Source organism: Phytohabitans houttuyneae (assembly GCF_011764425.1).
GTDB lineage: Bacteria > Actinomycetota > Actinomycetes > Mycobacteriales > Micromonosporaceae > Phytohabitans > Phytohabitans houttuyneae.
This window is the reverse complement of the sequence record NZ_BLPF01000002.1, coordinates 248688-271593: the sequence shown is the minus strand read 5'-3', so window position 1 is coordinate 271593 and position 22906 is coordinate 248688. Positions and strand designations below refer to the sequence as shown.

Sequence of the window (22906 nt, the reverse complement as noted above, 5' to 3'; positions counted from 1 at the left end):
TCGGATCATGCGGATCGAGCAGGATGCCACGGCGGACGTGGTCAAGCGGCTGCGGCGTGCCGAGGGCCAGATTCGTGGCGTCATCGCGATGCTCGAGGACGGCCGCGACTGCGCCGAGGTGGTGACTCAGCTCGCCGCGGTGTCCAAAGCCCTCGACCGCGCCGGCTTCAAGATCGTAGCCAGTGGGCTGCAGCAGTGCTTGGCCGCTGATCCGGACGGTGAGGAGCGCAAGGTCAGCCTCGACCAGATGGAGAAGCTCTTCCTTTCCCTTGCCTGAAGACTCCAAACTCGGGTCGTTCGCCTCTGGATGGTGAGCGGGACGGCCCCGTACAGCTGTAGGTGTGACCGGCACCGTTCTGGTCGTCGAGGACGACCGTGAGATCCGTGAGTTGCTACGCCGTTACCTTGAGCGGGACGGCTACATCGTCCGTACGACGTCTTCTGGCGCGCAGGCGTTGCGGCTGCTGGGCGACGGCGGTGTCGACCTGGTGGTGCTCGACCTGGGGCTGCCGGACGTGGGTGGCTTCGAGGTGCTGGCGGCCGCGCGGCGAGACGACCCGGCGGGCCGGCACTCTGGGGTGCCGGTGGTGGTGCTGACCGCGCGGGCCGGTGTGGAGGACCGCATCCGCGGCCTGCAGCGCGGCGCCGACGACTATGTAACCAAGCCGTTCAGCCCCACCGAGTTGGTGCTGCGGGTGCGGGCGGTGCTCGATCGCGTGTCCGGCGGGGCGGGCGAGTCCGGTGCCCGCTGCTACGGCGGTGGCCGGCTGTGTATCGATGAGGCCCGGCACGAGGCGCGAGTCGGCGGGCGGGTGGTGGACCTCACACCGACGGAGTGGGGCCTGTTGATCGCGATGTCCACCACTGCGGGTCGGGTGTTCTCGCGATATGAGCTTGTCAACCGGGTCCGTGGTTATGAGTTCGCCGGTTACGAGCGGACGATCGACTCGCATGTGAAGAACCTGCGCCGCAAGCTCAGCGACAGCTCCGGCGAGATGATCCAGACAGTGCTCGGAGTTGGCTACCGGATGGCGCTGCGTCCCGACCAGGACTCCGGACGGAGGACAGTCCGGTGACCGGCGCCGCCCGCCAGGGCATCGGGCCGCTGGGCAGGCGGCTGCTGGCCGCATTCGTCCTGGTCGCCCTCTCGTCGGTCGTGGTGCTCACCGCGGCCGCGCTGATCGGCACCGACCGCGGGCTGGATGCCGCGAAGCAGGACGACCGGCAGCGGGTGGCGGACCGGGTGGCCCGGGTGGCGGCGCAGGCGTACGCGGACGCTGGCGGCTGGGCCGGCGCGGACCTCGTCGCGGCGCAGGCTGTCGCCGACGGTGCCAGCGCGCATCTGGTGGTCCACGATGCCGCGGGCGCCATGGTATGGCCGGGAAGGGGTATGGGCCCAGGGGGCCAAGGGATGCACGCCGCAGCCGGGGCACAGGTCGCCCGGGCAGCCGTGACGGTGAATGGCGCAAGCGCCGGCACCGTCCAGCTCAGTTTCGCCGCCGCCGGCACCGCTGGGCGAACGGTCGCCTGGTGGTGGGTCGCCGGCGCCGCAGCCGGCGCGTTGCTGGTCGCGGTGGCGGTCAGCTGGTACGTCTCGCGCCGCCTGACCGCTCCGCTGGTCCGGCTCGCTGGCTCGGCGCGGGCCTTCGCCGGTGGCGACCGAACTGCCCGTGCCGGAATCCGAGCACCGGGTGAACTCGGGGAACTGGCCCGCGCGTTTGACGGCATGGCCGATCAGGTGGTCCACGCCGAGCAGACCCGCCGGCGGCTCGCGGCCGACGTCGCGCACGAGCTGCGTACTCCACTGGGCGCCCTGCAGGCAGGGCTGGAGGAGCTGCGCGACGGCCTGAGCGAGCCCGACCCGGCCCGGCTGGCGAGCCTGCACGACCAGGCCTTACGGCTGGGCCGGGTGGTGCAGGACATGGCCGAGCTGTCCGCCGCCGAGGCCGCCACGCTTTCCCTGCGGCACTCCGATGTGGACGTCGCGCGGGTGGTCACCGCGGCGGTCGACGCTCAGGAACCGTCGCTGCGCGCCGCCGGACTCGAGGTGATCCGGGAGATCCACGGACCGGTCCCGGTGCGCGGCGACGCCGACCGCCTCCACCAAGCGGCGGGAAACCTGCTGGCGAACACCGCCCGCTACTGCCGCCCGGGCGACCAGGTGACCGTGCTGGTGGCTGCCACCGGCGAAGGGGCGATGATCCAGGTTGCCGACACCGGGCCGGGCATCGACCCCGAATCGCTGCCACACGTCTTCGAGAGGCTGTGGCGCGGCCCGCAGAGCCGATCGGTCACCGGCTCCGGGATCGGGCTCGCCGTTGTCCGCGAACTCGTCACGGCACACGGCGGCACCGTCGCAGCGAAGTCAACGCCCGGCCGCGGCGCGGTGTTCACCATCCGGCTTCCACTCGCGGATGGGGACGGCCACGCGGGCCGAACCGTCAGATAGAACGGCGGCCCGACACCCTCGGACTCCGCCGGGTCCCCCTCCTGACTGGCGGCCGCAGAACCCTCGTGCGTCCAACCTGGCCCGTGAGCTGGTGATTTGCAGATGTACGGTCATCTGCACATACTTGCGTTATACCCCGGGGGTATCCTTGGGGAGTAAGGAGGACCACCACAACATGGATCTCTTGTCATTTCGTACGCCAGGTCTCGGCGACCAGACCTACCTGTTCGTCCACGAGGGCCGGGGCATCCTGGTCGACCCCCAGCGGGACATCGAGCGGTTTCTGGCCGCGGCCGCTGAGCGGGACGTGGAGCTACGTTTCGTGCTGGAGACCCATCTGCACAACGACTACGTCTCCGGCGGTGAGCAAGCGGCGTTACGCACCGGCGCCGAGCTCGTCCTGCCTGCCGCGGCCGCGGTGGCGTACCGGCACACGCCAGCATTCCACCTGGAAGACATCAAGGCCGACGGGTTGGTCCTGCGCCCGATCCACACCCCTGGCCACACGCCGGAGCACACCAGCTACCTCGTGCTGGTAGACGAGGAACCGGTCGCGGTCTTCTCCGGCGGCAGCCTGCTGGTCGCCTCCGCTGGCCGACCCGACCTGCTCGGCACCGCTCGTGCGCGCACCCTCGCACGGCTGCAGTACGGCTCGCTGCACCGGCTGGCCGGGCTGCCCCGCGACGTGGCGCTGTACCCGACGCATGGGGAGGGGTCGTTCTGCACCGCTACCGGCGCCGGCCGGTTCGTCTCTACGATCGGCGACGAGGTGGACACCAACCCGCTGCTCGCCGCTGGTGACGTGGAGGAGTTCGCCGACCGGCTGCTCGCCGCGCCGATGCCGATCCCGGCGTTTTACCAGTACATGGGGCCGGCCAACACGCTCGGCGTGCCGCCGATGCCGCCCCTCGCCGCGCCGGACCTGACCGTAGCCGATCTGGCTGACCAGCCGGAAGGCACGCAGGTGCTCGACATACGACCGCGAGCCGTACAGGCCCGTGGCCTGCTGCCGGGCTCAGTCGGCGTCGAGCTCGGCGACGACTTCGGCAGCTGGGCCGGCTGGCTCCTGCCGTACCAGGCACCCATCGTGCTGGTCGCCGAATCCTCGCAGGACGTGATCGAGGCTGTAACCCAGCTGGCGCAAATCGGTATCGACACTGTCCGCGGCGTGATTCGCGACCTCGACGGTGCCGCCACTGCCACGTTCGGGCTGCTCGACCTGGCCGCGTTCCGTCTACGGCTTGCTGACCCCACAGTCCAGGTCCTGGACGTGCGCATGCCGCACGAGCGCGACACGGTCCGGCTGCCAGGCGCGGTGGAACGGTTCCTGCCCGATCTGGTCACCCACGGCGTGCCGACCGACCTCGACCCGGAACGCCCTGTGCTCATCGCGTGCGGCAGCGGCCGCCGCGCCGCGGTCGCCGCCACTTTGCTGGCCCGCGATGGCTACCAAAGCGCGATTCTCACCGGCGCTGGCATCGCCGAGCTTGCCGCCACACGTTCCTGAACCACCCCAGCGCCCGGCGAGGTCGCCCCCGGCCCCGCCGAGCCCTTCTAGTCAACATTGGAGAGCATCGACGTGTCCGCCAACGACTCCGCGAGCCTCGACGTTCCCACCGCGCGGGCCCTGATCGCTGACAACCCCGACACCCTCATCGTCGACGTCCGCACGCCGGCCGAGTTCGAGACCGCCCATATCGCCGGCGCCATCAACCTGCCCCTGGACCAGGTCGACGCCCACCTCTCGCGCATCGTCGCGGACGCAGGCGGCCGCCTTCTGCTGGTCTGCCAGTCGGGCAATCGCGCCACCCAGGCCTGCACAAAGCTGGTCGGTGCGGGCCTCACCGACGCCGCCGTGATGACCGGCGGCATGGGCGCTTGGAATGCCGCAGGGGCGCCGGTCGAGCACGGCCGGCAGCGGTGGAGCCTGGAACGTCAGGTCCGCCTCGTCACGGGCCTGATGGTCCTGCTTGCCGTCCTGGCCGCCATCTGGCTGCCCGGCGCCCAGTACCTGGCCGGCGCGATCGGCGCCGGGCTCACGCTCGCCGCCGTGACGAACACCTGTGCGATGGGGATGTTGCTGGCCCGCCTGCCCTACAACCGGAGCGGCGGCTGCGACGTCGACGCCGCCATCGCCCGACTCCGCCGTGAAGGCGCCCCGGCATGAGCATCAGCGCCTACCCCCAGCAGCGCCGCACGGGGCCGGCACGGATTCTCCCGCTGCTGGGCTGGCTGCCCGGATACCGGCGCCAGACACTGCGCCACGACCTCGTCGCCGGGCTGACCGTCGCGGTCATGCTGGTCCCGCAGAGCATGGCATACGCCGCCCTCGCCGGCATGCCGCCGGTCACCGGTCTGTACGCTGCGATCGTCCCGCTGGTCGTGTACGCACTGCTGGGCACATCAGGCTCCCTCGCCGTCGGTCCGGTCGCCATCACCGCGCTCATGACCAGCGCGGCACTCGCCCCGCTCGCTGGCGGGGACCCGGCCCGCTACGCCGCCCTCGCCGGGCTACTGGCCCTGTTCGTCGGCGTCATCCAGGCCCTCATGGGCGTGCTGCGCCTCGGAGTCCTTGTCAACTTCATGTCCCACTCGGTGCTGACCGGGTTCACCTCGGCCGCCGCCATCGTCATCGCCGCCAGCCAGATCAAAGATCTCTTCGGACTCAGGGCCGAGCGCGCCGAGACCTTCCCCGAGATCGCCCGGTCGGTGTGGCACGCGGCGGCCACCGCGCATGGCCTGACCATCCTCGTCTCGGCCGTCAGCGTCGCCGGGCTGCTCGCGCTGCGCCGCTGCACCCCAAAGCTGCCAGGCCCCCTGCTGGTCGTAGCGGGCATCACTGTGACGAGCGCCTTCCTGGGCTTCGGAAACCACGGCGTGAGCATCCTCACCGAGGTACCCGGCGGCCTGCCGACGCCCGCCCTGCCCACACTGTCCATCTCGGACCTCACCGCCCTGGCACCGGCGGCCACCGCGATCGCCTTGGTCTCCTACATGGAGGGCATCGCCGTCGCCAAGGCCCTGGCCGCCAAGTCCCGCCAGCGCGTGAACCCAAACACCGAACTGGTCGCGGTCGGCACCGCCAACGTCTCCGCCGGCCTGTTCCAGGCCTTCCCGGTCGCTGGTGGCTTCTCCCGCAGCGCCGTCAACTTCACCGCCGGCGCCCGCACACCGATCGCAACCCTCATCACCGCCACAGTTGTCGCGCTCACCGCACTCGCGCTCACCCCAGCCTTCTACCACCTGCCCAAGGCCGTGCTGGCCGGGATCGTCGTCGTCGCCGTCGTCGGCCTGATCGACCGCCGCGCAGCCGTGGCCGCCTGGCGCGCCCGCCGCTCCGACGGCCTCACCGTCGCACTGACCTTTACCGTGACCCTGTTGTTCGGCGTTGAGCCCGGCTTGGCCGCCGGCGTCGCGTTCAGCCTCGGCGTCTTCCTGTGGCGCTCAGCCCGCCCGCACATCGCCGAGCTCGGCCAAGTGCCCGGCACCGACACCTACCGCAACCTCGCCCGCTACACCGGCCTGGTCACCGATCCCACGGTCGCCATCGTCCGGGTCGACGGACCCCTCTACTTCGCCAACGCCCAACAGCTCGAAGACCGGCTGATCGCCCTCGCCCAAACCCGCGAGGGCCTGCATGCCATCGTCATCGACGCCGGCGCCATCAGCGACACCGACGCCGACGGCGCGCACACTCTCACCGAACTACACCACCGCCTCACTGACCAGAACATCGCCCTCCACCTGGCCACCGTCCGCGGACCCGTCCGCGACCTGCTCGACCGCGCCGGCGCCTGGCAACCAATGCGCGATGCCGGCCGGATCCACCGCGACGTCACGTCGGCGGTCACCGCGGAGGCCAACGACCATCCGCCGTCAGAACGCCAACTCGCCAGCAACGAGGTGCTCTGAGACGCCAGACCGGTTCGCCACGGTACTGACCGCATGGACGGCCGCATCCCCCGCCCGCTCTACGACCGGGCGCGCGGACACCTCTGACGAGGTCCATCAGGGCTGGCTCACCGCACGTCGATGGTGACCGACGGCGGGCTGACAAGGGTGTTGTGCACCGTGCAATGCGACGCCACCGCGACCAACGCCTCCCGCCGCTCCGGTGGAAGGTCGGCCGGTACACGCAACGCCAGATGCACCGCCGCGACGCGGGCAGGCCGGTCCGTCGCCATCTGGTACTCCGCCGACACGCCCAAGCCGTCGCGGACAAACCCGTGCCGCGACAAGTACCGGCCGGCGTAGAAGGCGACACAGGTCGCCAATGACACGACGAACAGTTCGGTGGGCGTCGGCGCCGCGTCCTGGCCACCGACGTCGACCGGCTGGTCAACGACCACCCGGTGCTCCCGCACCATCACCTCATAGGACTCGCCGGCGACAAACCTCACGTCCATCCGCTGGGTGTCGCCAGGGCCGGCCAACGTCAACCTGGGCGCCTTTACCCGCCGCATAACTCCCCCATTCTCGCTGGATCCGTTCCCTCCCTCAATGACATGTCCGGCGGCGCGTCAGCGGTATGGCCAATGGTCCCGCCGCCTACCGACGAGATCCCCGGATCGCAGATGGCCGCGAAGATGGCGCGAGTGCTGTCCGAGCCGGACGTGCACCGAGCCGTCGAACTGGACAAGGATGACAACGCGATGGACGGACTGCACCGTGACCTGCTGGCTCGGCTGCTGGACGCCAGCCGGTCGCACGACACGCAGACCGCGATCGACGCCGCGCTGCTGGGTCGTTCCAGCAGGCGGCGATGAGGTCGGACAGCGCGTCCCGCCTGTCGACGCTTGGGTGACCCAGGGCCGAACGTCCCGCCGACACATTGCACAGGACCCTGCCGGCTGGCGGCCGCGCGGAGCAGCGTGAAGGTGTGACGCCCGCCGGAAAGGGGGCGGCTCCGCCGGCACCGGAGCGGCACGCCGTGGTTCCTGAACCACAAGACCCACCGTCGCCAAGACGGAACATCCGGTGTCGACGGGCCTCAACGCAGGGCCCGGCGGGCGTCGCCGATCGATGCACCCCCGACGAAGGAGGATGGCGATGGGCTGCCTGACCGTGGCGGTTCCGCGCGAGGCGGCGGCGGGCGAGCGCCGGGTGGCGCTGGTCCCCGACGGCATCCGCGAACTTCGGGCCGCCGGCTTCGCGGTACTGGTGGAATCGGGAGCGGGCGCCGCAGCCTTCTTCACCGACGACGCCTACGCGGCGGCTGGCGCGGAGATCGTTGGCGCTGCCGAGGTGTACGGCCGGGCGGAGATCGTGGTCACGGTCGGGCGGCCTAGCGGCCAGTTCCACAGTGGGCAGGCGATACTCGGCATGCTGAGCGCGGTCGGCGACCCACCGTACCTGCGGAGGCTCGCTGAGCTTGGCGTCACCGCCGTCTCGTTCGAAGGGCTGCCGAGGCGGCTGAGCCGGGCCCAGCCGATGGACGCGCTCACGTCGCAGGCGAACGTGGCCGGCTACAAGAGCGTTCTGGTGGCGGCCAACGCCTACGGCGGCTACTTTCCGATGCTCGTCACGGCGGCCGGTACGGTGCGGCCGGCCCGGGTCCTCGTTCTCGGTGCCGGGGTCGCCGGCCTGCAGGCGATGGCGACCGCGCGCCGGCTGGGCGCCGTGGTGTCGGCGTACGACATCCGGCCCGAGTCACGTGACGAGGTCGCGTCAGTCGGCGCCGTGTTCCTGGACGTGGCATCGCCGTCCGGTGCGGGCGAGGGCGGCTACGCCCGAGCTCTGGCAGGCGGCGAGGAACACGCGGAACGGACCGCCCTCGCAGTACATCTGGGGCGGCACGACGCGGTCATTACGACCGCCCTGGTGCCCGGGCACCGGCCGCCGGTGCTGATCGACGAGGAGTCGGTCAAGGCAATGGTGCCGGGCTCGGTCGTCGTCGACGCGGCCTGTGGCCCGCTCGGCGGCAACGTGTCGGTCGCCCGCCCGGACACCACGCTGGTCACCGACGAGGGTGTCACCGTCATCGGCGCGGGAAACCTCGCCGCGACCGTGCCTACGGCGGCGTCGATGGCCTATTCACGCAACGCCACCGCCTTGCTTCGGTATCTGAGCCGCGACGGCGCGCTGGCCATCGACCTGACCGATGAGATCCAGGCCGGAGTGGTGCTGACCCATGGCGGCCGCGTCATCCACGAAGGAGTGTCGTCGTGAGCGCCGAACTGCTCGCCACCTTGAGCATCTTCCTGCTGGCCCTGCTGGTCGGCTTCGAGGTGATCGGCAAGGTGCCGGCCACCCTGCATACCCCGCTGATGTCCGCCACCAACGCCATCCACGGCGTCATCCTGGTCGGTGCGATGCTCGTCGCCTCCGTCGCCGAGACGACGGCCGACTACGCGCTCGGCTTCGTGGTGACGGCGTTCGCGGCGATGAACGTGGTGGGCGGCTACGTCGTCACCGACCGCATGCTGGGCATGTTCCGGGCGCCGGAGGCTTCGCGATGAGCACGGTCGAGACCGTCGTCCGGCTGGCGTACCTGGCCGCCGCGACCTGCTTCGTGCTCGGCCTGCACCTGATGAACACCCCGGCGACCGCCCGGCGCGGCAACCGGCTGTCAATCGCCGGCATGCTGCTCGCGGTCGCGGCGACGCTCGTGCTGCTCGTCGACTCCGGCGACACCAGCCCGGCCGGATGGATCGTTCTGGCCGCCGGCGCGGTCGTCGGCTCGGTGGCCGGGCTGTGGGCCGCGCGGGCTGTCCCGATGACCGCGATGCCGCAGCTGGTCAGCCTGTTCAACGCTGTCGGCGGCGGCGCGGCCGCGCTGGTCGCGATACCGGAGCTGGCACCGCCCGCGGACGCGGCATCGGTGCGGGTGCCGGCCGCCCTGGACGTCGTCATCGGCGCCCTCACGTTCGCCGGCTCGCTGGTGGCGGCCGGCAAGCTTCAGGGGCTCGTGCCAGGCCGTCCGGTGCTCTTCCCCGGCGCCCGCGTGGTCGGCGGCGCTCTGGCGGTGATCGGCGCGGTGGCCGCCGGTGTTCTGGTCCGCGGGTACGGCGGCGGAGCGGCCGTAGCGGTCCTGGCGGCGGCGGCACTCGCCCTGGGCGTCGCGCTGGTGCTGCCGATCGGCGGCGCCGACATGCCCGTGGTGATATCCCTGCTCAACGCCTGCACGGGCACCGCCGTCGCGATGGCCGGGTTCGTGACCGACAACAGCGTCCTCGTGGTGGCCGGCGCACTCGTCGGCGCGTCGGGTGCGATCCTGACCGCGCTCATGGCCGCGGCGATGAACCGGTCGCTGGCCGCGATCCTGCTCGGCGGGTACGGCACCGGCGACGGCGCCAGCGGGCCGTCGGGATCGGGCGGGGCACCGGTCCGGGCGGTGACCGCGGACGACGCTGCGATCCAGCTCGCCTACGCCCGCCGGGTCGTGGTAGTGCCCGGCTACGGACTGGCCGCCGCGCAGGCCCAGCACGCGCTACACGAGTTGGCCACCGTGCTGTCCGCACGAGGCACAGAGGTGACCTATGCGATACATCCGGTCGCCGGGCGCATGCCAGGGCACATGAACGTGCTGCTGGCAGAGGCGAACATACCGTACTCCGACATGCAGGAGCTGGACGCCGCCAACGCCGCACTGCCGCTGGCCGACGTGGCGCTCGTAGTGGGTGCCAACGACGTGACGAACCCGGCCGCCCGGCGGCCCGGGAACGCCATCTCCGGCATGCCGATCCTCGACGTGGACCGCGCCGCAGCCGTCATCGTCGTCAAACGGTCGATGGGCCACGGCTACGCCGGCATCGACAACGAGCTGTACACCGACCCGAAGACCGGCATGCTCTTCGCCGATGCCCGAGCCGGGCTCGCCGCGCTCACCGCCGCCGTCAAGACGCTGGTCGGCTGAAAGGGAGTCGCCATGTTCGAGGTGCGTATTCACGGCCGCGGCGGCCAAGGCGTGGTCACCGCGGCGGAACTGCTGGCCGCCGCCGCCTTCGCCGACGGCCGCAGGGCGCAGGCGTTTCCCAGCTTCGGCTCCGAGCGGACCGGCGCACCCGTCGTCGCGTTCTGCCGGATCGCCGAGCGGCCGATCCGGCTACGCGAGCCGATCCTGCGGCCGGACGCGCTGATCGTGCAGGACGCCACTCTCCTGCGCCAGACCGACGTCCTGGCCGGGCTGGCCGACGACGGACTCGTGCTGGTCAACTCGACCCGGCAGCTTACCGAGCTCGGGCTGCCCGGCCGCGGCGGCCGGGTCGTGGTGGTCCCAGCGTCCCGCCTGGCCCGCGAACATCTTGGCCGCCCGCTGCCCAACGCGGCGCTGCTGGGTGGCTTCGCCGCGCTCTGCGGCCTGATCCGGCTCGAGGCGGTCACCGCCGCGATCCGGGCACGGTTCGCCGGGCGGCTGGGCGAGGCTAACGCCGCCGCGGCCACGGCCGCATACGACCTCGTCCACGCGCAGCGGAAGGAGCCGACCCGTGCTTAGCCCCATCGAAGGTTCGCGGGCGGTCGCCGAGACGGTCGCACGGTGCCGGCCGCAGGTGGTCTGCGCGTACCCGATCTCCCCGCAGACACACATCGTCGAAAACCTGTCCGCTCTGGTGAAGTCCGGACGACTCGCACCGTGCGAGTTCGTCAACGTGGAAAGCGAGTTCGCCGCGATGTCCGTCGCCATCGGCGCGAGCGCGACCGGCGCGCGAGCATACACGGCGACCGCCAGCCAGGGCCTGCTGTACATGGCCGAGGCGCTCTACAACGCAGCCGGACTCGGACTGCCCATCGTGATGACCGTGGCCAACCGGGCCATCGGCGCGCCGATCAACATCTGGAACGACCACAGCGACGCGATGAGCCAGCGCGACTGCGGCTGGATCCAGCTCTACGCCGAGGACAACCAGGCCGCGGCCGACCTGCATGTAATCGGCTTCCGGCTGGCCGAAGAGCTGTCCACGCCGGTCATGGTGTGCATGGACGGCTTCGTGCTCACCCACGCGGTCGAGGCAGTCGACGTGCCCGACCAGACGACGGTCGACCGGTTCCTGCCGGCGTACCAGCCACGCCAGGTCCTCGACCCGGACGCGCCGGTCACCATCGGCGCGATGGTCGGACCGGAGGCGTTCACCGAAGTCCGCTACCTGGCGCATGCCAACCAGCTACGCGTACTGGACCGCATGCCAGAACTCGCCCACCAGTTCGCCACGACATTCGACCGGGACATTGACGTCCTGGTGTCGCCGTACCGGTGCGACGACGCGGACACCGTTGTGGTGGCGCTGGGGTCGGTGCTCGGAACGCTCAAAGACACGGTGGACGGCCTGCGTGCCGACGGCATGCCGGTCGGCGTTCTCGGGCTGACCATGTTCCGGCCGTTCCCCGTCGCGGCGATCCGCACGGCGGTCGGTCCCGCCAAGCGGATTGTGGTGCTGGAGCGCGCCTTCGCCGCCGGTGTCGGTGGCATCGTCTCCGCCGATCTGGCCGGCGTTCTGCCCGCTGGGGAGCGGGAGATGTACACGGTCGTCGCCGGGCTCGGCGGCCGCCCGGTCACGCGTGACTCACTGCGCGAGATGCTCGCGGCGGCGTTCAGCGGCCGGCTGGCTCCGCTGACATTTCTCGACCTGGACGAGCGACTCCTACGCGCCGAGGAGGTGCGATCGTGAGCCAGCATGTGCGGTTCTACCAGACCGGCAGCTTCGCGGTCGGCAACCGGCTGCTGCCTATCCAAGCCCGCACGGTGCAGTCCGATCCCACCCGCAGCAACTCGCTCACTTCCGGGCACCGGGCGTGCCGGGGCTGCGGCGAGGCGCTCGGGGCCCGATATGTACTGGACGCGGCCATGCGTGCGACCGGCGGCCGGCTGGTCACGGTCAACGCCACCGGGTGTCTGGAGGTGTTCTCCACCCCGTATCCCGAGACGTCGTGGCGGGTGCCCTGGCTGCATTCACTCTTCGGCAACGCGCCGGCGGTCGCCAGCGGCGTCGCCGCCGCGTTGAAGGTGCGCGACCGCGGCGACATCCGGGTGCTGGGGCAGGGCGGCGACGGCGGCACGGTCGACATCGGCTTCGGCGCACTATCCGGTATGTTCGAACGCGGCGACGACGTGCTTTTCGTCTGCTACGACAACCAGGGATACATGAACACCGGAGTGCAACGGTCCGGTGCGACCCCGCCGGCCGCCCGGACATCGACGACTCAGGCGGTGGGATCGGCGCCGGGCAACGTCTTCGGGCAAGGCAAGAGCGCCCCGCTCATCGCCATGGCGCACGAGATTCCCTACGTTGCCACGGCAACCATCGCCGACCTGCACGACCTTGAGTCCAAAGTAGAGCGTGCTATGGGGCTACACGGGGCACGCTATCTGCATGTACTTGTGCCCTGTCCGCTGGGCTGGGGCAGCGAGGCCGCGCAGACCATCCGTGTCGCTCGGCTGGCTGTACAAAGTGGACTGTTTCCGGTCTTCGAGGCCGAGCGGGGCAACGTGACAGCCGTGTCGCCGATCCGGCACCGGGTACACGTCGAGGAGTACCTGCGGCCGCAGATCCGCTTCCGGCACCTGTTCGAGCCGACCCGCCGCGCTGACGTCATCGATGGCCTGCAGGCCATCGCCGACCGCAACATCCGCCGCTTCGGGCTGCTACCGGGGAGGAGACATGAAGCCACCGTTTGCTATCACGCTGCAGGTCGGCAGCAGCCTGGCCAACAAGACCGGGGCCTGGCGAACCGAACGCCCGGTGTACGTGGACCGGCTCCCGCCATGTAATGACGCCTGCCCCGCGGGCGAGAACGTGCAGGGCTGGCTCTACCACGCCGAGTCCGGCGACTACGAAACCGCCTGGCGCACGCTGATGCGGGACAACCCGTTCCCGGCCATCATGGGCCGCGTCTGCTACCACCCCTGCCAGACCGCATGCAACCGCGGGCAACTGGACGAGCCGGTGGGGATCAACGCGGTCGAACGGTTCCTCGGCGACGAAGCCATCCGCCGCGGCTGGACCGTACCGGTCGCCGCGCCGCCATCCGGCAAGCGGGTGCTCGTCGTCGGTGCCGGCCCGTCCGGGCTCGCCGCCGCCTATCACCTGCGGCTGCTTGGGCACGCCGTAACCGTCCGCGACGCGGCACCCCATGCGGGCGGAATGATGCGATACGGCATACCCGCGTACCGGCTTGCTCGGGACGTACTGGACGCCGAGGTCGATCGGATCGCCGCGATGGGCGTCACCATGGAGTTGTCCTGTCCGGTGCCAGACGCCGCCGCGGCCATGCGAAACGGCGGCTTCGACGCCGTCTTTCTCGCCGTCGGTGCGCAGCTGAGCCGGCGTACCGAGATTCCGGCCGGCGACTCGGCCCGGATCCTCGACGCGCTGCGCGTGCTGCGCGACGTCGCCGAGGGCGACCCGCCACTGCTCGGCCGGCGGGTGGTCGTGTACGGCGGCGGCAACACCGCGATGGACGTGGCCCGCACCGCCCGCCGGCTCGGCGCCACCGACGCGGTCGTCGTCTACCGGCGCACCCGCGAGCGGATGCCCGCGCAGCCTTTCGAGGTGACTGAGGCCGAGCAGGAGGGCGTGCGTATGCGCTGGCTGTCCACAATCGCCGCGGCAGGCGGCGGGACCGTCATCGTGGAGAAAATGCGGCTCGACGAGACCGGTTTCCCACAGCCTACCGGCGAGTTCGAAGAGCTCGCTGCGGATTCCGTCGTGCTGGCCATCGGGCAGGACGTGGACCGCGCGGTGGTTGCCAGCCTCCCCGGAGTCTGTGTCGCCGACGGCGTGGTGCAGGTCGGCGACGACATGATGACCGGGCAGCCTGGCATTTTCGCCGGTGGCGACATGGTGCCGTCTCCACGCACCGTCACGGCCGCGGTCGGGCACGGTAGGCGGGCGGCACGGCACATCGACGGCTGGCTGCGGGGGCAGCCGTACGCACCGCCTTCCGGCCAGCCGCTGGCCACGTTCGACCGCCTCAACACCTGGTACTACAGCGACGCACCGGCCACGGTGCGCCCCACACTGGATGCGGCCCGACGCGTCTCCACTTTCGACGAGGTTGTCGGCGGCCTGGACGAGGGCTCCGCGCTGTTCGAGGCCCGACGCTGCCTGTCCTGTGGCAATTGTTTTGAATGTGACAACTGCTTCGGCGTCTGCCCCGACAACGCGGTGGTGAAGCTGGGACCGGGCGAGCGCTACGCCATCGACCTCGACTTCTGTAAGGGCTGCGGCATCTGCGTCACCGAATGCCCGTGCGGCGCCATCGACCTGGTCCCGGAGGATACCTGAGCGAAAGGATCGGCCATGCCAGCGGCGCTTCTGATGAGCCAGGAGCGGGAGCGTCTGCTCGCCCGCTTGACCGCAAGGTACGCGGGCATACGCAGCCCGGAACGGGTCAGAGAGGTCGTCGACGAGGTGTACGCCCGGTTCGCCGGCGCCCGGATACAGACCTACGTGCCGGTACTCGCCGAACACGCGGCCCGCGAACTGCTCGACGACCATGGCAGGGACGGCGGTATTCCGTGACCTGTTCGGTGCCCGTCTAGAACCGGACTGTCAGATCCCGTCCGGCGTGGGCGGCGTCTCGCGCGGCTTGGGCCACGTAGACCATCGCCGCTGGCGCGAGGCGACCGGCACCGCTCAGGTCGACGACGATCGGCCCGCGCCCGCGCACCGACTGTGCCGCCTCCAGGCTGTCGGCGAGCAGCCTGCAGGCCTCGCTGTCCAGCTGGCCCTGCACGGTCACAACGGTCGTGTTTCCGTGGATCGTGTAGCCCACTGTGAGGTCCTCTGGAGTCATGCCGTTCACCCGCCCAGGTTGGAAAAGGTCGCGCCTGATAGACCGGTGGCCGCCCTCGTCGTTATGCACCGCGTGTGTGGCAACCGGCAGCCGCTGGCGTGCACGGAGGCGTCCGGCGTATGTGACATCACTCCGCCCTCCCTCGCTCGGGTCCGCCTTACCAGTTCATGTCCCTGCACGCGGGCGCGGTAGAGACCATCGGCCCACGTCTCGAGTGACCTCCGACCCTTGGAGCGCCCAGCGCCTCGCCGAGGGCCAGGGCCGGCCCACGGGTGGCGGGAGCGCCTGGCAGGACGGCGCCCGCGCCAATCCAGGTCCCGGCCCAAGCCACGGCAGACCTCAAGCTCGGCCTGCTCCGCACGGAGCTGCTGTCTCGACGGCGTCACTCATCGCCGACAACAGCAAGTCCTGTCGCCAGGCAGCGAACCGATCCCAGTCGGCGCGACCGTGGTGTCGGCGGTTTCAGCGACCTCCTGGCCCGCAGTCGTTCACTGTGGCTTGTGCTCGCCGAGCAGGCGGGTGGCCAGCACCGCGGCCTGGGTGCGGCGCTCCAGGCCGAGCTTGGCCAGCAGGCTGGAGACGTAATTTTTGACCGTCTTCTCGGCCAGGAACATCCTCGCCGCGATCTCGCGGTTGGTCAGACCCTCCGCGATGTACTCCAAAATCCGCCGCTCCTGCTCCGTCAACGACTTCAGCTCACGCGGCTCCTCCACACCATGCCGGATCCGCTCCAGCACCCGCGCCGTCACCGCCGGATCCAACAACGACTGCCCCGCCGCCACCCGCCGCACCGCATCCACCAGATCCGTGCCACGAATCTGCTTCAACACATACCCGGCCGCACCCGCCATGATCGCCGCGAACAACGCCTCGTCGTCCTCGTACGACGTCAGAATCAAACCCTTGATCGACGAGTCCACCGCCCGCACATCCCGGCACACATCAATGCCACTACCATCCGGCAACCGACCGTCGAGAATCGCCACATCCGGCCGCAACGCCGGAATACGCCGAGCGGCCTCCTGCGCCGACCCGGACTCCCCACCACCTCGATATCGCCCTCAGCCTGCAACAGATCAGCCAGACCACGGCGGACGACCTCATGGTCGTCGAGGAGGAAGACCTTAATCACCCCACCTTTGTACCCATTCTTGGACCCGTTGTCACAGAGCCGGGCCGGTGGGGTCCCAGGCCTAGGGTCCCGTGGGTGCTGAACGGGTGCGACCGGTGCCACTGAGAGCTGGACAGATCCGTGTCATCCAACTCGTATGTCAGGTGGTCATCGACCGCGATGAGAGCTCGCGGATGATGGCCCGGGTCTGCCGGCGGCCGGCGGCGCTGCGTACGAAGGACTCGGCCGGAACAACGACGACGGGGCAGGACGCGTGGGCGGCGCAGTACCGTGCGGTCGACGGCCGGAACAGCCGCCGCCACCAGTGCCGCTGGGACGTGCCGACGTACAGCAGGTCGTTGTCGCGGTAGGCGTAGTCGACCAGTGCACTCCACGGTCGCCCGACGACGGGCGTGATGACCACTCGCACGTCGTGTGGGATGCCGCCCATGGCGGCATCGAACGCGGCCACCGCCTCAGCCCGCGCTTGCTCGCCGATCTCCTCAGTGCAGCCGGCGGCGTCGTCCTGCCAGGAGGAGTCGCAGTTCCACACCCGAACCGCGTGCACCGCGACGCCGCGGCGGCCGGCCTCCGCGACCGCGAGGCGCAGCGCCCGCAAGCCGGCGAGCGAGAGATCGACTCCGACGACGACCCGGCCGGCGATCTGGCGAGGCATGGCATCCTCCTTCATGTGGTGACCGCGTCTCGACGCTATTTCGAGAGCCAGAGCCGGTCACAGAGGCGGAGGGCCCACGGGCGAGGGACGACCGTCCGTCGCGGCGCCCGAAGGTCCCGTAACCACCTTTCGCCGGTCCCCGCGCCCGCGCGGCTCACGGCGCGCCCGCGGTGACCGACACCGTAGCCAATACCCTGTGCCGGACGCTCTACGCGGTCAGGTGGAGCGTTGTGACGCAGGTGGGTTCGCCGGGTCCGGTCGACACGTCGGCGGCGGCGGTCCGCCCCTCGAAGTCGACCCGCACGGTGACGTCGATGCCGCTGGGCAGCCAGAAGCCGACGAAGCCGTTGTCGAATGTCGTCGTGCTCTCATCGACCAGGAGCCGCCCCGTGGTTCGGTTGCTGATCGACACGTGAACCTGTTTCCGCGCGAGCTCACCTCGGCAGGTGGTGAGGCTGTGGAAGAAGCAATCGTGGGTGGTGCTGAGGTAGGGAGCCAGCGACAGGTAGAACTGACCTGCGGGCAGGTCCAGCGCCATCGACGCGCCGGAGCCGGAGTCGGATAGCAGAAGCTGCCCCGGACGTACAGAGGCCCGCAGATCCTGTGGACGCGCGTCGACCGGCGTACGGTCGAGCCGGTCGATCACCTGGCGTGCGTCGAGGCCGTCCAAGCCGTGCGCGGCCAGAATCTTGTCGCTGCTTGGGAGCGGTTCCGACTCGTGTGGCGAGGTGGCCGAGCATCCGGCGACGGCCAGCGCCGCAGCGGCGGCGATGATGATGACGCCTCGCATGGCCTTCATCAGTGGCTGCCGAGTGTGGTCAGGCGTCGGCGGTACTCCTCATCGTCGATCTCGCCGCGGGCGTACCGCTCGGCCAGCAGGCGCCGGGCGGTGAACGTGACGAGGCGCGGCTGGCTTTCGCCAACCGGCTGATCGCGGTGCAGCCAGCGGTACAGCAGGACGCCGCCAGCAATCAGAACGCCCCAGAAGAGCACCATGTTGAGGGCCATGGCTGCGTATCCCCAGCCATCCATGCCGTGGTCATACCAGTACATCAGCGTCACACCTTCTGTAGTTCCTGGACGATACGGCTAGCCCAGGCGTCGATGGCGGCCCAGTCGCGGAAGTCCCCGCTCGGTGCCCGCAACGCCGTCGCGACCACGCGTTCGGCGAAGCGCAGATGATGCCGTTCCAGCTTCCCGGCGAACACGGCGTGTTGGCGGGCGCCGGTAGCCACGACGAGCGGCGCCGCGTCGACCGGATCCTCGTCGGGTTTGGGCGGGTCGCCGACTGGCCCGCTGGAGAACAGCCACACTGGTACGCGCGCCAATTCGGCGCTGTGCTTGACCGCGAGGTTGCGGGCGGAGTCCAGCCATCGTCCCGCGTACACGGCGCTGCCCAGCACGACCGCGTCGTACCGCTCCAGGGTGGTGACCTTGCTGGGGACCTGGACGTCCACCTCGGCGGCGGGCAGCGCGGAGCGGAGTGCGGCGGCAATGCGCTCGGCGATCTCCGCGGTGGCGCCGTGCTTACTGGCCGCGGTCACCAGCACCCGCAAGGCCAGTTGGCCGCCAACCGGTGCGCTCATCGCTTCACGCAGCGCAGGCGCCAAGCCGGGTGGCGGGACGCACGCTGGTGCCGCGGCGCGGCCGCCGGACGACATGCTGGTGCGGTTGGCTGGTCCCCATACGGCATGGCAGGCCGTTCGAGGGTCAGCGTGGCCACCCGCCGCGGTTCTGGCGTGGTCTGGAGTCTCATGGCGGCCTCCCGGTTCGGCGGATCTGTCACCACCAGCCTGCGCCGCCTGGCTTCCGCCCCCAAGGGCCGCCCGGACGCTACCGCACGGGTCCAACGGCGTCTCCCGGACGGGCCTTTGGCCCTGTTGGGCCGCAGCCGCCGGACGCATCCGGCCCTCAGCGGTGCCACTGGCCTCGATGAGTGAAATGAGCGGCGCCGCGACGGGCATGGCGATATCGACCCCCCAGCGATCGTCGAACAGCCACGCGTTGTCCGGGTCATTGACCCGGGCGGCGACCCGCGACACACCGAACTGCCGCTTGGCGAGCAGGCTGATGACCAGGTTGTCCTCGTCCTCGCCGGTCGTGGCGACGAGGAGGTCTGTGACCCGCGCTCCTGCGTCCTCCAACACCGCGGGCTCGCAGGCGTCGCCGGATACCAGACGGCCGGGGAGCCGGCGCTCCAACTCGGCGATCCGCTCGTCGTCCCGCTCCACAATGGTCAGTTCGTAACCGCTGCCGCCGAGCGCGTCGGCGATCTGGAGGCCCAGCCGGCCGGCTCCCGCGATTAGCGCTCTCATCGGGACCACTCCTTGTCCAGCAGCGCCTGCAGCCGCCGCATCCCGGCCGCGGACGCGATGAAGGAGATCCGGTCGCCGGGGTTCGCCGGTTCGACGGCCGTGGGAATGAACGACCGGCTGCCCCGGGTGACCTCGACGAGGCGAACCTCCCCATCGACCTCGAGCTCGGTGAGTTGCCGGCCGGCGAACCAGGCCGGCAGTTCGGAGCGGACCAACATCGTTTCCCCGCTGCCGAAGGTCAGTTCCGGGCTCAGGTCGCGGTGCGCCAACATCCGGTGGATGCGCTGGACTGTCCACCGCACGCTGGCCACGGTGGGGATGCCCAGGTCGCGATAGATGTCCGCCCGGCGCGGGTCGTAGATGCGGGCGATGACGATCGGCACGCGGTAGTACTCCTTGGCGGTGCGGGCCGCGACGATATTGCTGTTGTCGCCGGAGGTCACCGCGATGAACGCGTCCGCGTGCTCGATGCCCGCCGCACACAGCACCGCCCGGCTGTAACCATTGCCGGTGCGGAACTCGCCGGAGAAGTTGGCTGGCAGCAGCCGCCGGGCCTTGGGCTCGCGGTCCACGACGTGGACGTCGTGGCCCTCGACCCGCAGCCACGTAGCCAATGCGGCGCCCACGCGGCCGCATCCTACGACGATCACCTTCATGACGTCCTCGCCTCCTTTCTGCTTTGCCGGCGGCGCAGCCACCACTTCCGCAACTCCTCCAGCACCAGTAACAACAGGCCGAACGCGGCCGCGAGCGCCCAGTCCGCGGCGTCCAGCGCAGCGGTGTGGAAGATGCTCTGTAGCGGCGGGAGGTAGCTGATCCCGGCCATCAACGCCAGCCCGAGCCCTCCGGCAGCCAGCAGGCCCGGGTTGGACAGCAGACCGACACGGAGCACGCTCTGCCGGTCCGTGCGCACGGCGAGCGCGACGAAAAACTGGCTGAGCACGATGCCTGCCTGCGTAATGGTGAGCGCCTCACGGTAGACCGGGTGGTCCTCGCTGAGGGCGTCGAAGGGAACACCCGAGTTGTGTATGTGCCAGAAGAACGCGAACGTGACGCCGGCCGCTTGGATGCCGCCAAGGAAGAGGATCCGGCGCGCGACCGCGAGTGACATCAGCCGCTCTCTGCGGGAGCGGGGTGGCTGGTCCATCACGTCCGGCTCCGGGGGCTCGGCACCGAGTGCGAGCGCCGGCAGGACGTCCGAGCCGAGGTCGATGGCGAGGACCTGAACCGCGAGCAGCGGCACCAGTGGGAAGCCGGCGAACGTGACGACAAGCAGCGGAACCAGTTCGCCGACGTTACTGCTGAAGACGTACACAAGGAACTTGCGAATGTTGTGGTACACCGACCGGCCCAACCGCACCGCGGCGGCGATCGACGCGAACGAGTCGTCCAGCAGCACCATGACCGCCGCCTCGCGGGCGACGTCGGTACCGGAGGCGCCCATCGCGACGCCGATGTCGGCATGCTTGAGCGCGGGCGCGTCGTTGGCGCCGTCGCCGGTGACCGCCACGACCTCGCCTCGGCGCTGCAGCCCGTTGACCACCCGCATCTTGTGTTCGGGATTGACGCGGCAAAAAAGCAGGTCACCCGAGACGGCCAGTAACGCGTCCAACGCCGTCTCGTCCATCCTGTCCAGCCGCGCCCCCGTCACCACCGTCGGTACACCGCCACGCACGATCCCGACCCGCCGCGCGATCGCCTCTGCGGTCAGCGGGTGGTCACCGCTGACCATGACGATGCGGATGCCGGCCCGTCTGCAGTCGGCCACGGCACCGGCGACATCGGGACGTGGCGGGTCAGTCATGGCGGTCAGACCCAGCAGCGTCAGTTCGGACTCGGCGACGTCCCGGGACGGGCGTGGGTCGTCGAGAGTACGCTCGGCGACGGCCAGTACCCGGGAGCCGTCGGCGGCCATCGCATCCCCCGCGTCGGCGACCGCCCGCCGGAGCGCGCCGGTGAGAGGCTGCCGTTCTCCCCGCCAGTCCACATGGGTGCAGCGCCCGAGTACCTCGCCCGGCGCCCCCTTGACGTAGGCGGCGTACCCGCCGCCCACGCGGTGCACTGTGGACATCAGCTTGCGGGTCGAGTCGAAGGGGAACTCACTCACCCGAGGGGTCGCGGCCTCCGCCGCCTCCAGGTCGAGACCGCCCTTGGCCGCCGCGGCGAGCAACGCGCCCTCGGTGGTATCGCCGAGCACCCGCCAGCCCACCGGGCCTGCCGGAGGCACCAGCCGCGCATCGCAGCACAACGCCGCCACCCGCAACATCTCGCGCACTGGGGTTGGGTCGGTCACAGTCCCGGTCGGCGCGTAGCCGACACCGGAGACGGCGTGCGTCTGGCCACCCGCCCACAGCCGGGTGACAGTCATCTCCGCTTTGGTGAGGGTGCCGGTCTTGTCCGTGCAGATCACCGTGGTCGAACCTAGGGTTTCGACGGCGAGCAGCCGTTTTACCAGGGCCTGCCGGTGGGCCATCCGCCGAACTGCGATCGCGAGCGACACCGACAGCGTCGCCGGCAGCCCTTCCGGCACGAGCGCCACCATCACGCCGAGCGCGAACACGAACGAGGCCACCGTGGGCTGGCCCGACGGTAGCCGGACCACAAACATCGAGGCGCCGACGACCAGGGCGACCAGTGAGACCCAACGAGCCATGGTGGCGATCTGGCGTTGCAGCGGGCTGGTGGCGTACGGGGCCGCCGAGGTGAGCCTGAAGATTCGGCCGAACTCGGTCGCCGCGCCGATTGCCAGCACCACCCCGCGCCCGTTTCCCGCGGCGATGGAGGTACCCATGAACAATCGGTTGGCGGCCTCCAGTGCCGGTGTTCTCTCCGGCACTGGTTGCGCCGTACGCGGGACAGGCCGGCTCTCGCCGGTCAGTGCGGAGTTGTCCACAGCGAGATCGCGCGCCTCGACCAGGCGACAGTCGGCTGGCACCGCGTCACCGGCCTCCAGCAGGACGACATCGCCGAACACCACGTCGCGTACCGCTATCTCGCGGCGGACGCCGTCGCGCAAGACCCGGCAGGTGTGCGGCACCATCGCGCGGAGCGCCTCCGCGGTACGCTCCGCCGAGTACTCCTGTGTGAACCCGATGATCGCGTTCAGGACCACCACGCCGAGGATTGCCACGGCCAGTTGGAAGGTGCCTCTGTCTCGCGGCTCCCCCAGGATGTATGCCAGGAAGGTGATCCCGGCCGCCACCTCGAGAACGACCGCGAAAAGGTCGGTGAACTGGCGGGCGAAACGGCGCCAGAGCCGGCGGCGCCCCGGATGAGGCAGTTCGTTGGCGCCGGCGGTCACCTGGCGCTGGGCCACCTCGGCGGAGGACAGGCCGTGCGGTGCTGAGCCCGTCGCCCCGTACACGTCCGGCGTCGCCAGCGCCTGTACGGAAATACCACCGGCTGGCAACTCCTGACCGACCGGGAGCGGGGTGGTCACCGATGCCATACCGCCAGGCTGTGCCGGTCCAGCCGCCCTCGCCAGGGTCCAAAGACCCCGCCACAGGGACATCCGTCACGCCATGACGCGCGGACGGCCGGGGGTCCGCGCGGTCAGCAGGCTCATCGGCCACCACCAAGGGCCGACCGCCCCTGCCCGTCGCCCGCGCGTCGACGCAGGCTAC

General features: G+C 70.5%; 23 protein-coding genes and 1 pseudogene. 15 read left to right on the top strand and 9 right to left on the bottom strand.

The window, feature by feature from the left end; all coding sequences use genetic code 11:
• The first annotated feature begins 7 nt into the window (after nucleotides 1–7).
• The 6 genes from Phou_RS24825 to Phou_RS24800 all read left to right on the top strand — a co-directional run bounded on the left by Phou_RS24825 (nucleotide 8) and on the right by Phou_RS24800 (nucleotide 6361).
• Entirely contained in the window at nucleotides 8–277 is a 270-nt protein-coding gene (locus Phou_RS24825) for a metal-sensitive transcriptional regulator (RefSeq protein WP_173059467.1), read from the top strand.
• A gap of 64 nt (nucleotides 278–341) precedes the next feature.
• Complete coding sequence (locus Phou_RS24820) at nucleotides 342–1076, top strand: response regulator transcription factor (RefSeq protein WP_173059464.1); 735 nt, start codon at nucleotides 342–344, stop codon at nucleotides 1074–1076.
• On the top strand, nucleotides 1073–2449 hold the full coding sequence (locus Phou_RS24815; RefSeq protein ID WP_173059461.1) for a HAMP domain-containing sensor histidine kinase: 1377 nt from the start codon (nucleotides 1073–1075) through the stop codon (nucleotides 2447–2449). Before Phou_RS24820 ends, Phou_RS24815 begins: the two co-directional genes overlap by 4 nt.
• Nucleotides 2450–2624: 175 nt before the next feature.
• On the top strand, nucleotides 2625–3956 hold the full coding sequence (locus Phou_RS24810; protein WP_173059458.1) for a rhodanese-like domain-containing protein: 1332 nt from the start codon (nucleotides 2625–2627) through the stop codon (nucleotides 3954–3956).
• A gap of 72 nt (nucleotides 3957–4028) precedes the next feature.
• On the top strand, nucleotides 4029–4616 hold the full coding sequence (locus Phou_RS24805) for a rhodanese-like domain-containing protein (protein WP_218579184.1): 588 nt from the start codon (nucleotides 4029–4031) through the stop codon (nucleotides 4614–4616).
• Nucleotides 4613–6361, top strand: coding sequence for a SulP family inorganic anion transporter (locus tag Phou_RS24800; RefSeq protein ID WP_173059455.1), 1749 nt, complete (start codon nucleotides 4613–4615; stop codon nucleotides 6359–6361). Before Phou_RS24805 ends, Phou_RS24800 begins: the two co-directional genes overlap by 4 nt.
• Before the next feature lie 107 nt (nucleotides 6362–6468).
• Here the strand turns inward: Phou_RS24800 and Phou_RS24795 are convergent, their stop codons facing one another.
• Nucleotides 6469–6855, bottom strand: coding sequence for an OsmC family protein (locus Phou_RS24795; RefSeq protein ID WP_173059452.1), 387 nt, complete (start codon nucleotides 6853–6855; stop codon nucleotides 6469–6471).
• A 129-nt stretch (nucleotides 6856–6984) separates the two neighbouring features.
• Here Phou_RS24795 and Phou_RS24790 point away from each other — a divergent pair, with 129 nt between their 5' ends.
• The 9 genes from Phou_RS24790 (at nucleotide 6985) to Phou_RS24750 (ending at nucleotide 14907) form a co-directional block, all read left to right on the top strand.
• Nucleotides 6985–7215: a phosphate signaling complex PhoU family protein gene (locus tag Phou_RS24790; RefSeq protein ID WP_173059449.1), complete on the top strand. Its 231-nt coding sequence runs from the start codon at nucleotides 6985–6987 to the stop codon at nucleotides 7213–7215.
• Between the two features lie 283 nt (nucleotides 7216–7498).
• Nucleotides 7499–8617 (top strand): NAD(P) transhydrogenase subunit alpha, encoded by a 1119-nt coding sequence (locus tag Phou_RS24785; RefSeq protein ID WP_173059446.1) that lies wholly within the window; start codon nucleotides 7499–7501, stop codon nucleotides 8615–8617.
• Nucleotides 8614–8907, top strand: coding sequence for an NAD(P) transhydrogenase subunit alpha part 2 (locus tag Phou_RS24780; protein ID WP_173059443.1), 294 nt, complete (start codon nucleotides 8614–8616; stop codon nucleotides 8905–8907). Before Phou_RS24785 ends, Phou_RS24780 begins: the two co-directional genes overlap by 4 nt.
• Nucleotides 8904–10304, top strand: coding sequence for an NAD(P)(+) transhydrogenase (Re/Si-specific) subunit beta (locus Phou_RS24775; RefSeq protein WP_173059440.1), 1401 nt, complete (start codon nucleotides 8904–8906; stop codon nucleotides 10302–10304). Before Phou_RS24780 ends, Phou_RS24775 begins: the two co-directional genes overlap by 4 nt.
• Nucleotides 10305–10316: 12 nt before the next feature.
• Nucleotides 10317–10883: a 2-oxoacid:acceptor oxidoreductase family protein gene (locus Phou_RS24770; RefSeq protein WP_173059437.1), complete on the top strand. Its 567-nt coding sequence runs from the start codon at nucleotides 10317–10319 to the stop codon at nucleotides 10881–10883.
• Complete coding sequence (locus tag Phou_RS24765; protein ID WP_173059434.1) at nucleotides 10876–12054, top strand: pyruvate ferredoxin oxidoreductase; 1179 nt, start codon at nucleotides 10876–10878, stop codon at nucleotides 12052–12054. Before Phou_RS24770 ends, Phou_RS24765 begins: the two co-directional genes overlap by 8 nt.
• Entirely contained in the window at nucleotides 12051–13154 is a 1104-nt protein-coding gene (locus Phou_RS24760; protein ID WP_218579183.1) for a thiamine pyrophosphate-dependent enzyme, read from the top strand. Before Phou_RS24765 ends, Phou_RS24760 begins: the two co-directional genes overlap by 4 nt.
• On the top strand, nucleotides 13045–14670 hold the full coding sequence (locus Phou_RS24755) for an NAD(P)-binding protein (RefSeq protein WP_173059431.1): 1626 nt from the start codon (nucleotides 13045–13047) through the stop codon (nucleotides 14668–14670). Before Phou_RS24760 ends, Phou_RS24755 begins: the two co-directional genes overlap by 110 nt.
• Before the next feature lie 15 nt (nucleotides 14671–14685).
• The gene (locus tag Phou_RS24750) at nucleotides 14686–14907 is read left to right on the top strand and encodes a three-helix bundle dimerization domain-containing protein (RefSeq protein ID WP_173059428.1); all 222 of its coding nucleotides are present in this window, start codon (nucleotides 14686–14688) and stop codon (nucleotides 14905–14907) included.
• Between the two features lie 16 nt (nucleotides 14908–14923).
• Here the strand turns inward: Phou_RS24750 and Phou_RS24745 are convergent, their stop codons facing one another.
• From Phou_RS24745 to Phou_RS24705, 8 genes and pseudogenes are all read right to left on the bottom strand, one after another.
• Nucleotides 14924–15181, bottom strand: coding sequence for an STAS domain-containing protein (locus tag Phou_RS24745; protein WP_173059425.1), 258 nt, complete (start codon nucleotides 15179–15181; stop codon nucleotides 14924–14926).
• Nucleotides 15182–15669: 488 nt separating this feature from the next.
• Nucleotides 15670–16313, bottom strand: a pseudogene (locus tag Phou_RS24740) (response regulator).
• Between the two features lie 139 nt (nucleotides 16314–16452).
• Nucleotides 16453–16968, bottom strand: coding sequence for a universal stress protein (locus tag Phou_RS24735; RefSeq protein WP_173059422.1), 516 nt, complete (start codon nucleotides 16966–16968; stop codon nucleotides 16453–16455).
• Nucleotides 16969–17176: 208 nt separating this feature from the next.
• Nucleotides 17177–17767 carry a CueP family metal-binding protein gene (locus tag Phou_RS24730; protein WP_218579182.1) on the bottom strand — a complete coding sequence of 197 codons (591 nt, stop codon included), beginning with the start codon at nucleotides 17765–17767 and terminating at the stop codon, nucleotides 17177–17179.
• Nucleotides 17767–18021, bottom strand: coding sequence for an SHOCT domain-containing protein (locus Phou_RS24725; protein ID WP_246274067.1), 255 nt, complete (start codon nucleotides 18019–18021; stop codon nucleotides 17767–17769). Before Phou_RS24725 ends, Phou_RS24730 begins: the two co-directional genes overlap by 1 nt.
• 5 nt (nucleotides 18022–18026) lie before the next feature.
• A complete protein-coding gene (locus Phou_RS51260; RefSeq protein WP_218579180.1) occupies nucleotides 18027–19283 on the bottom strand; it encodes an NAD-binding protein in 1257 nt (418 codons plus the stop codon).
• Nucleotides 19280–19939: a potassium channel family protein gene (locus Phou_RS24710; RefSeq protein ID WP_173059419.1), complete on the bottom strand. Its 660-nt coding sequence runs from the start codon at nucleotides 19937–19939 to the stop codon at nucleotides 19280–19282. Before Phou_RS24710 ends, Phou_RS51260 begins: the two co-directional genes overlap by 4 nt.
• On the bottom strand, nucleotides 19936–22731 hold the full coding sequence (locus tag Phou_RS24705) for a cation-translocating P-type ATPase (protein WP_173059416.1): 2796 nt from the start codon (nucleotides 22729–22731) through the stop codon (nucleotides 19936–19938). The genes Phou_RS24710 and Phou_RS24705 overlap by 4 nt, the downstream gene beginning before the upstream one ends.
• Nucleotides 22732–22906: the final 175 nt, after the last annotated feature.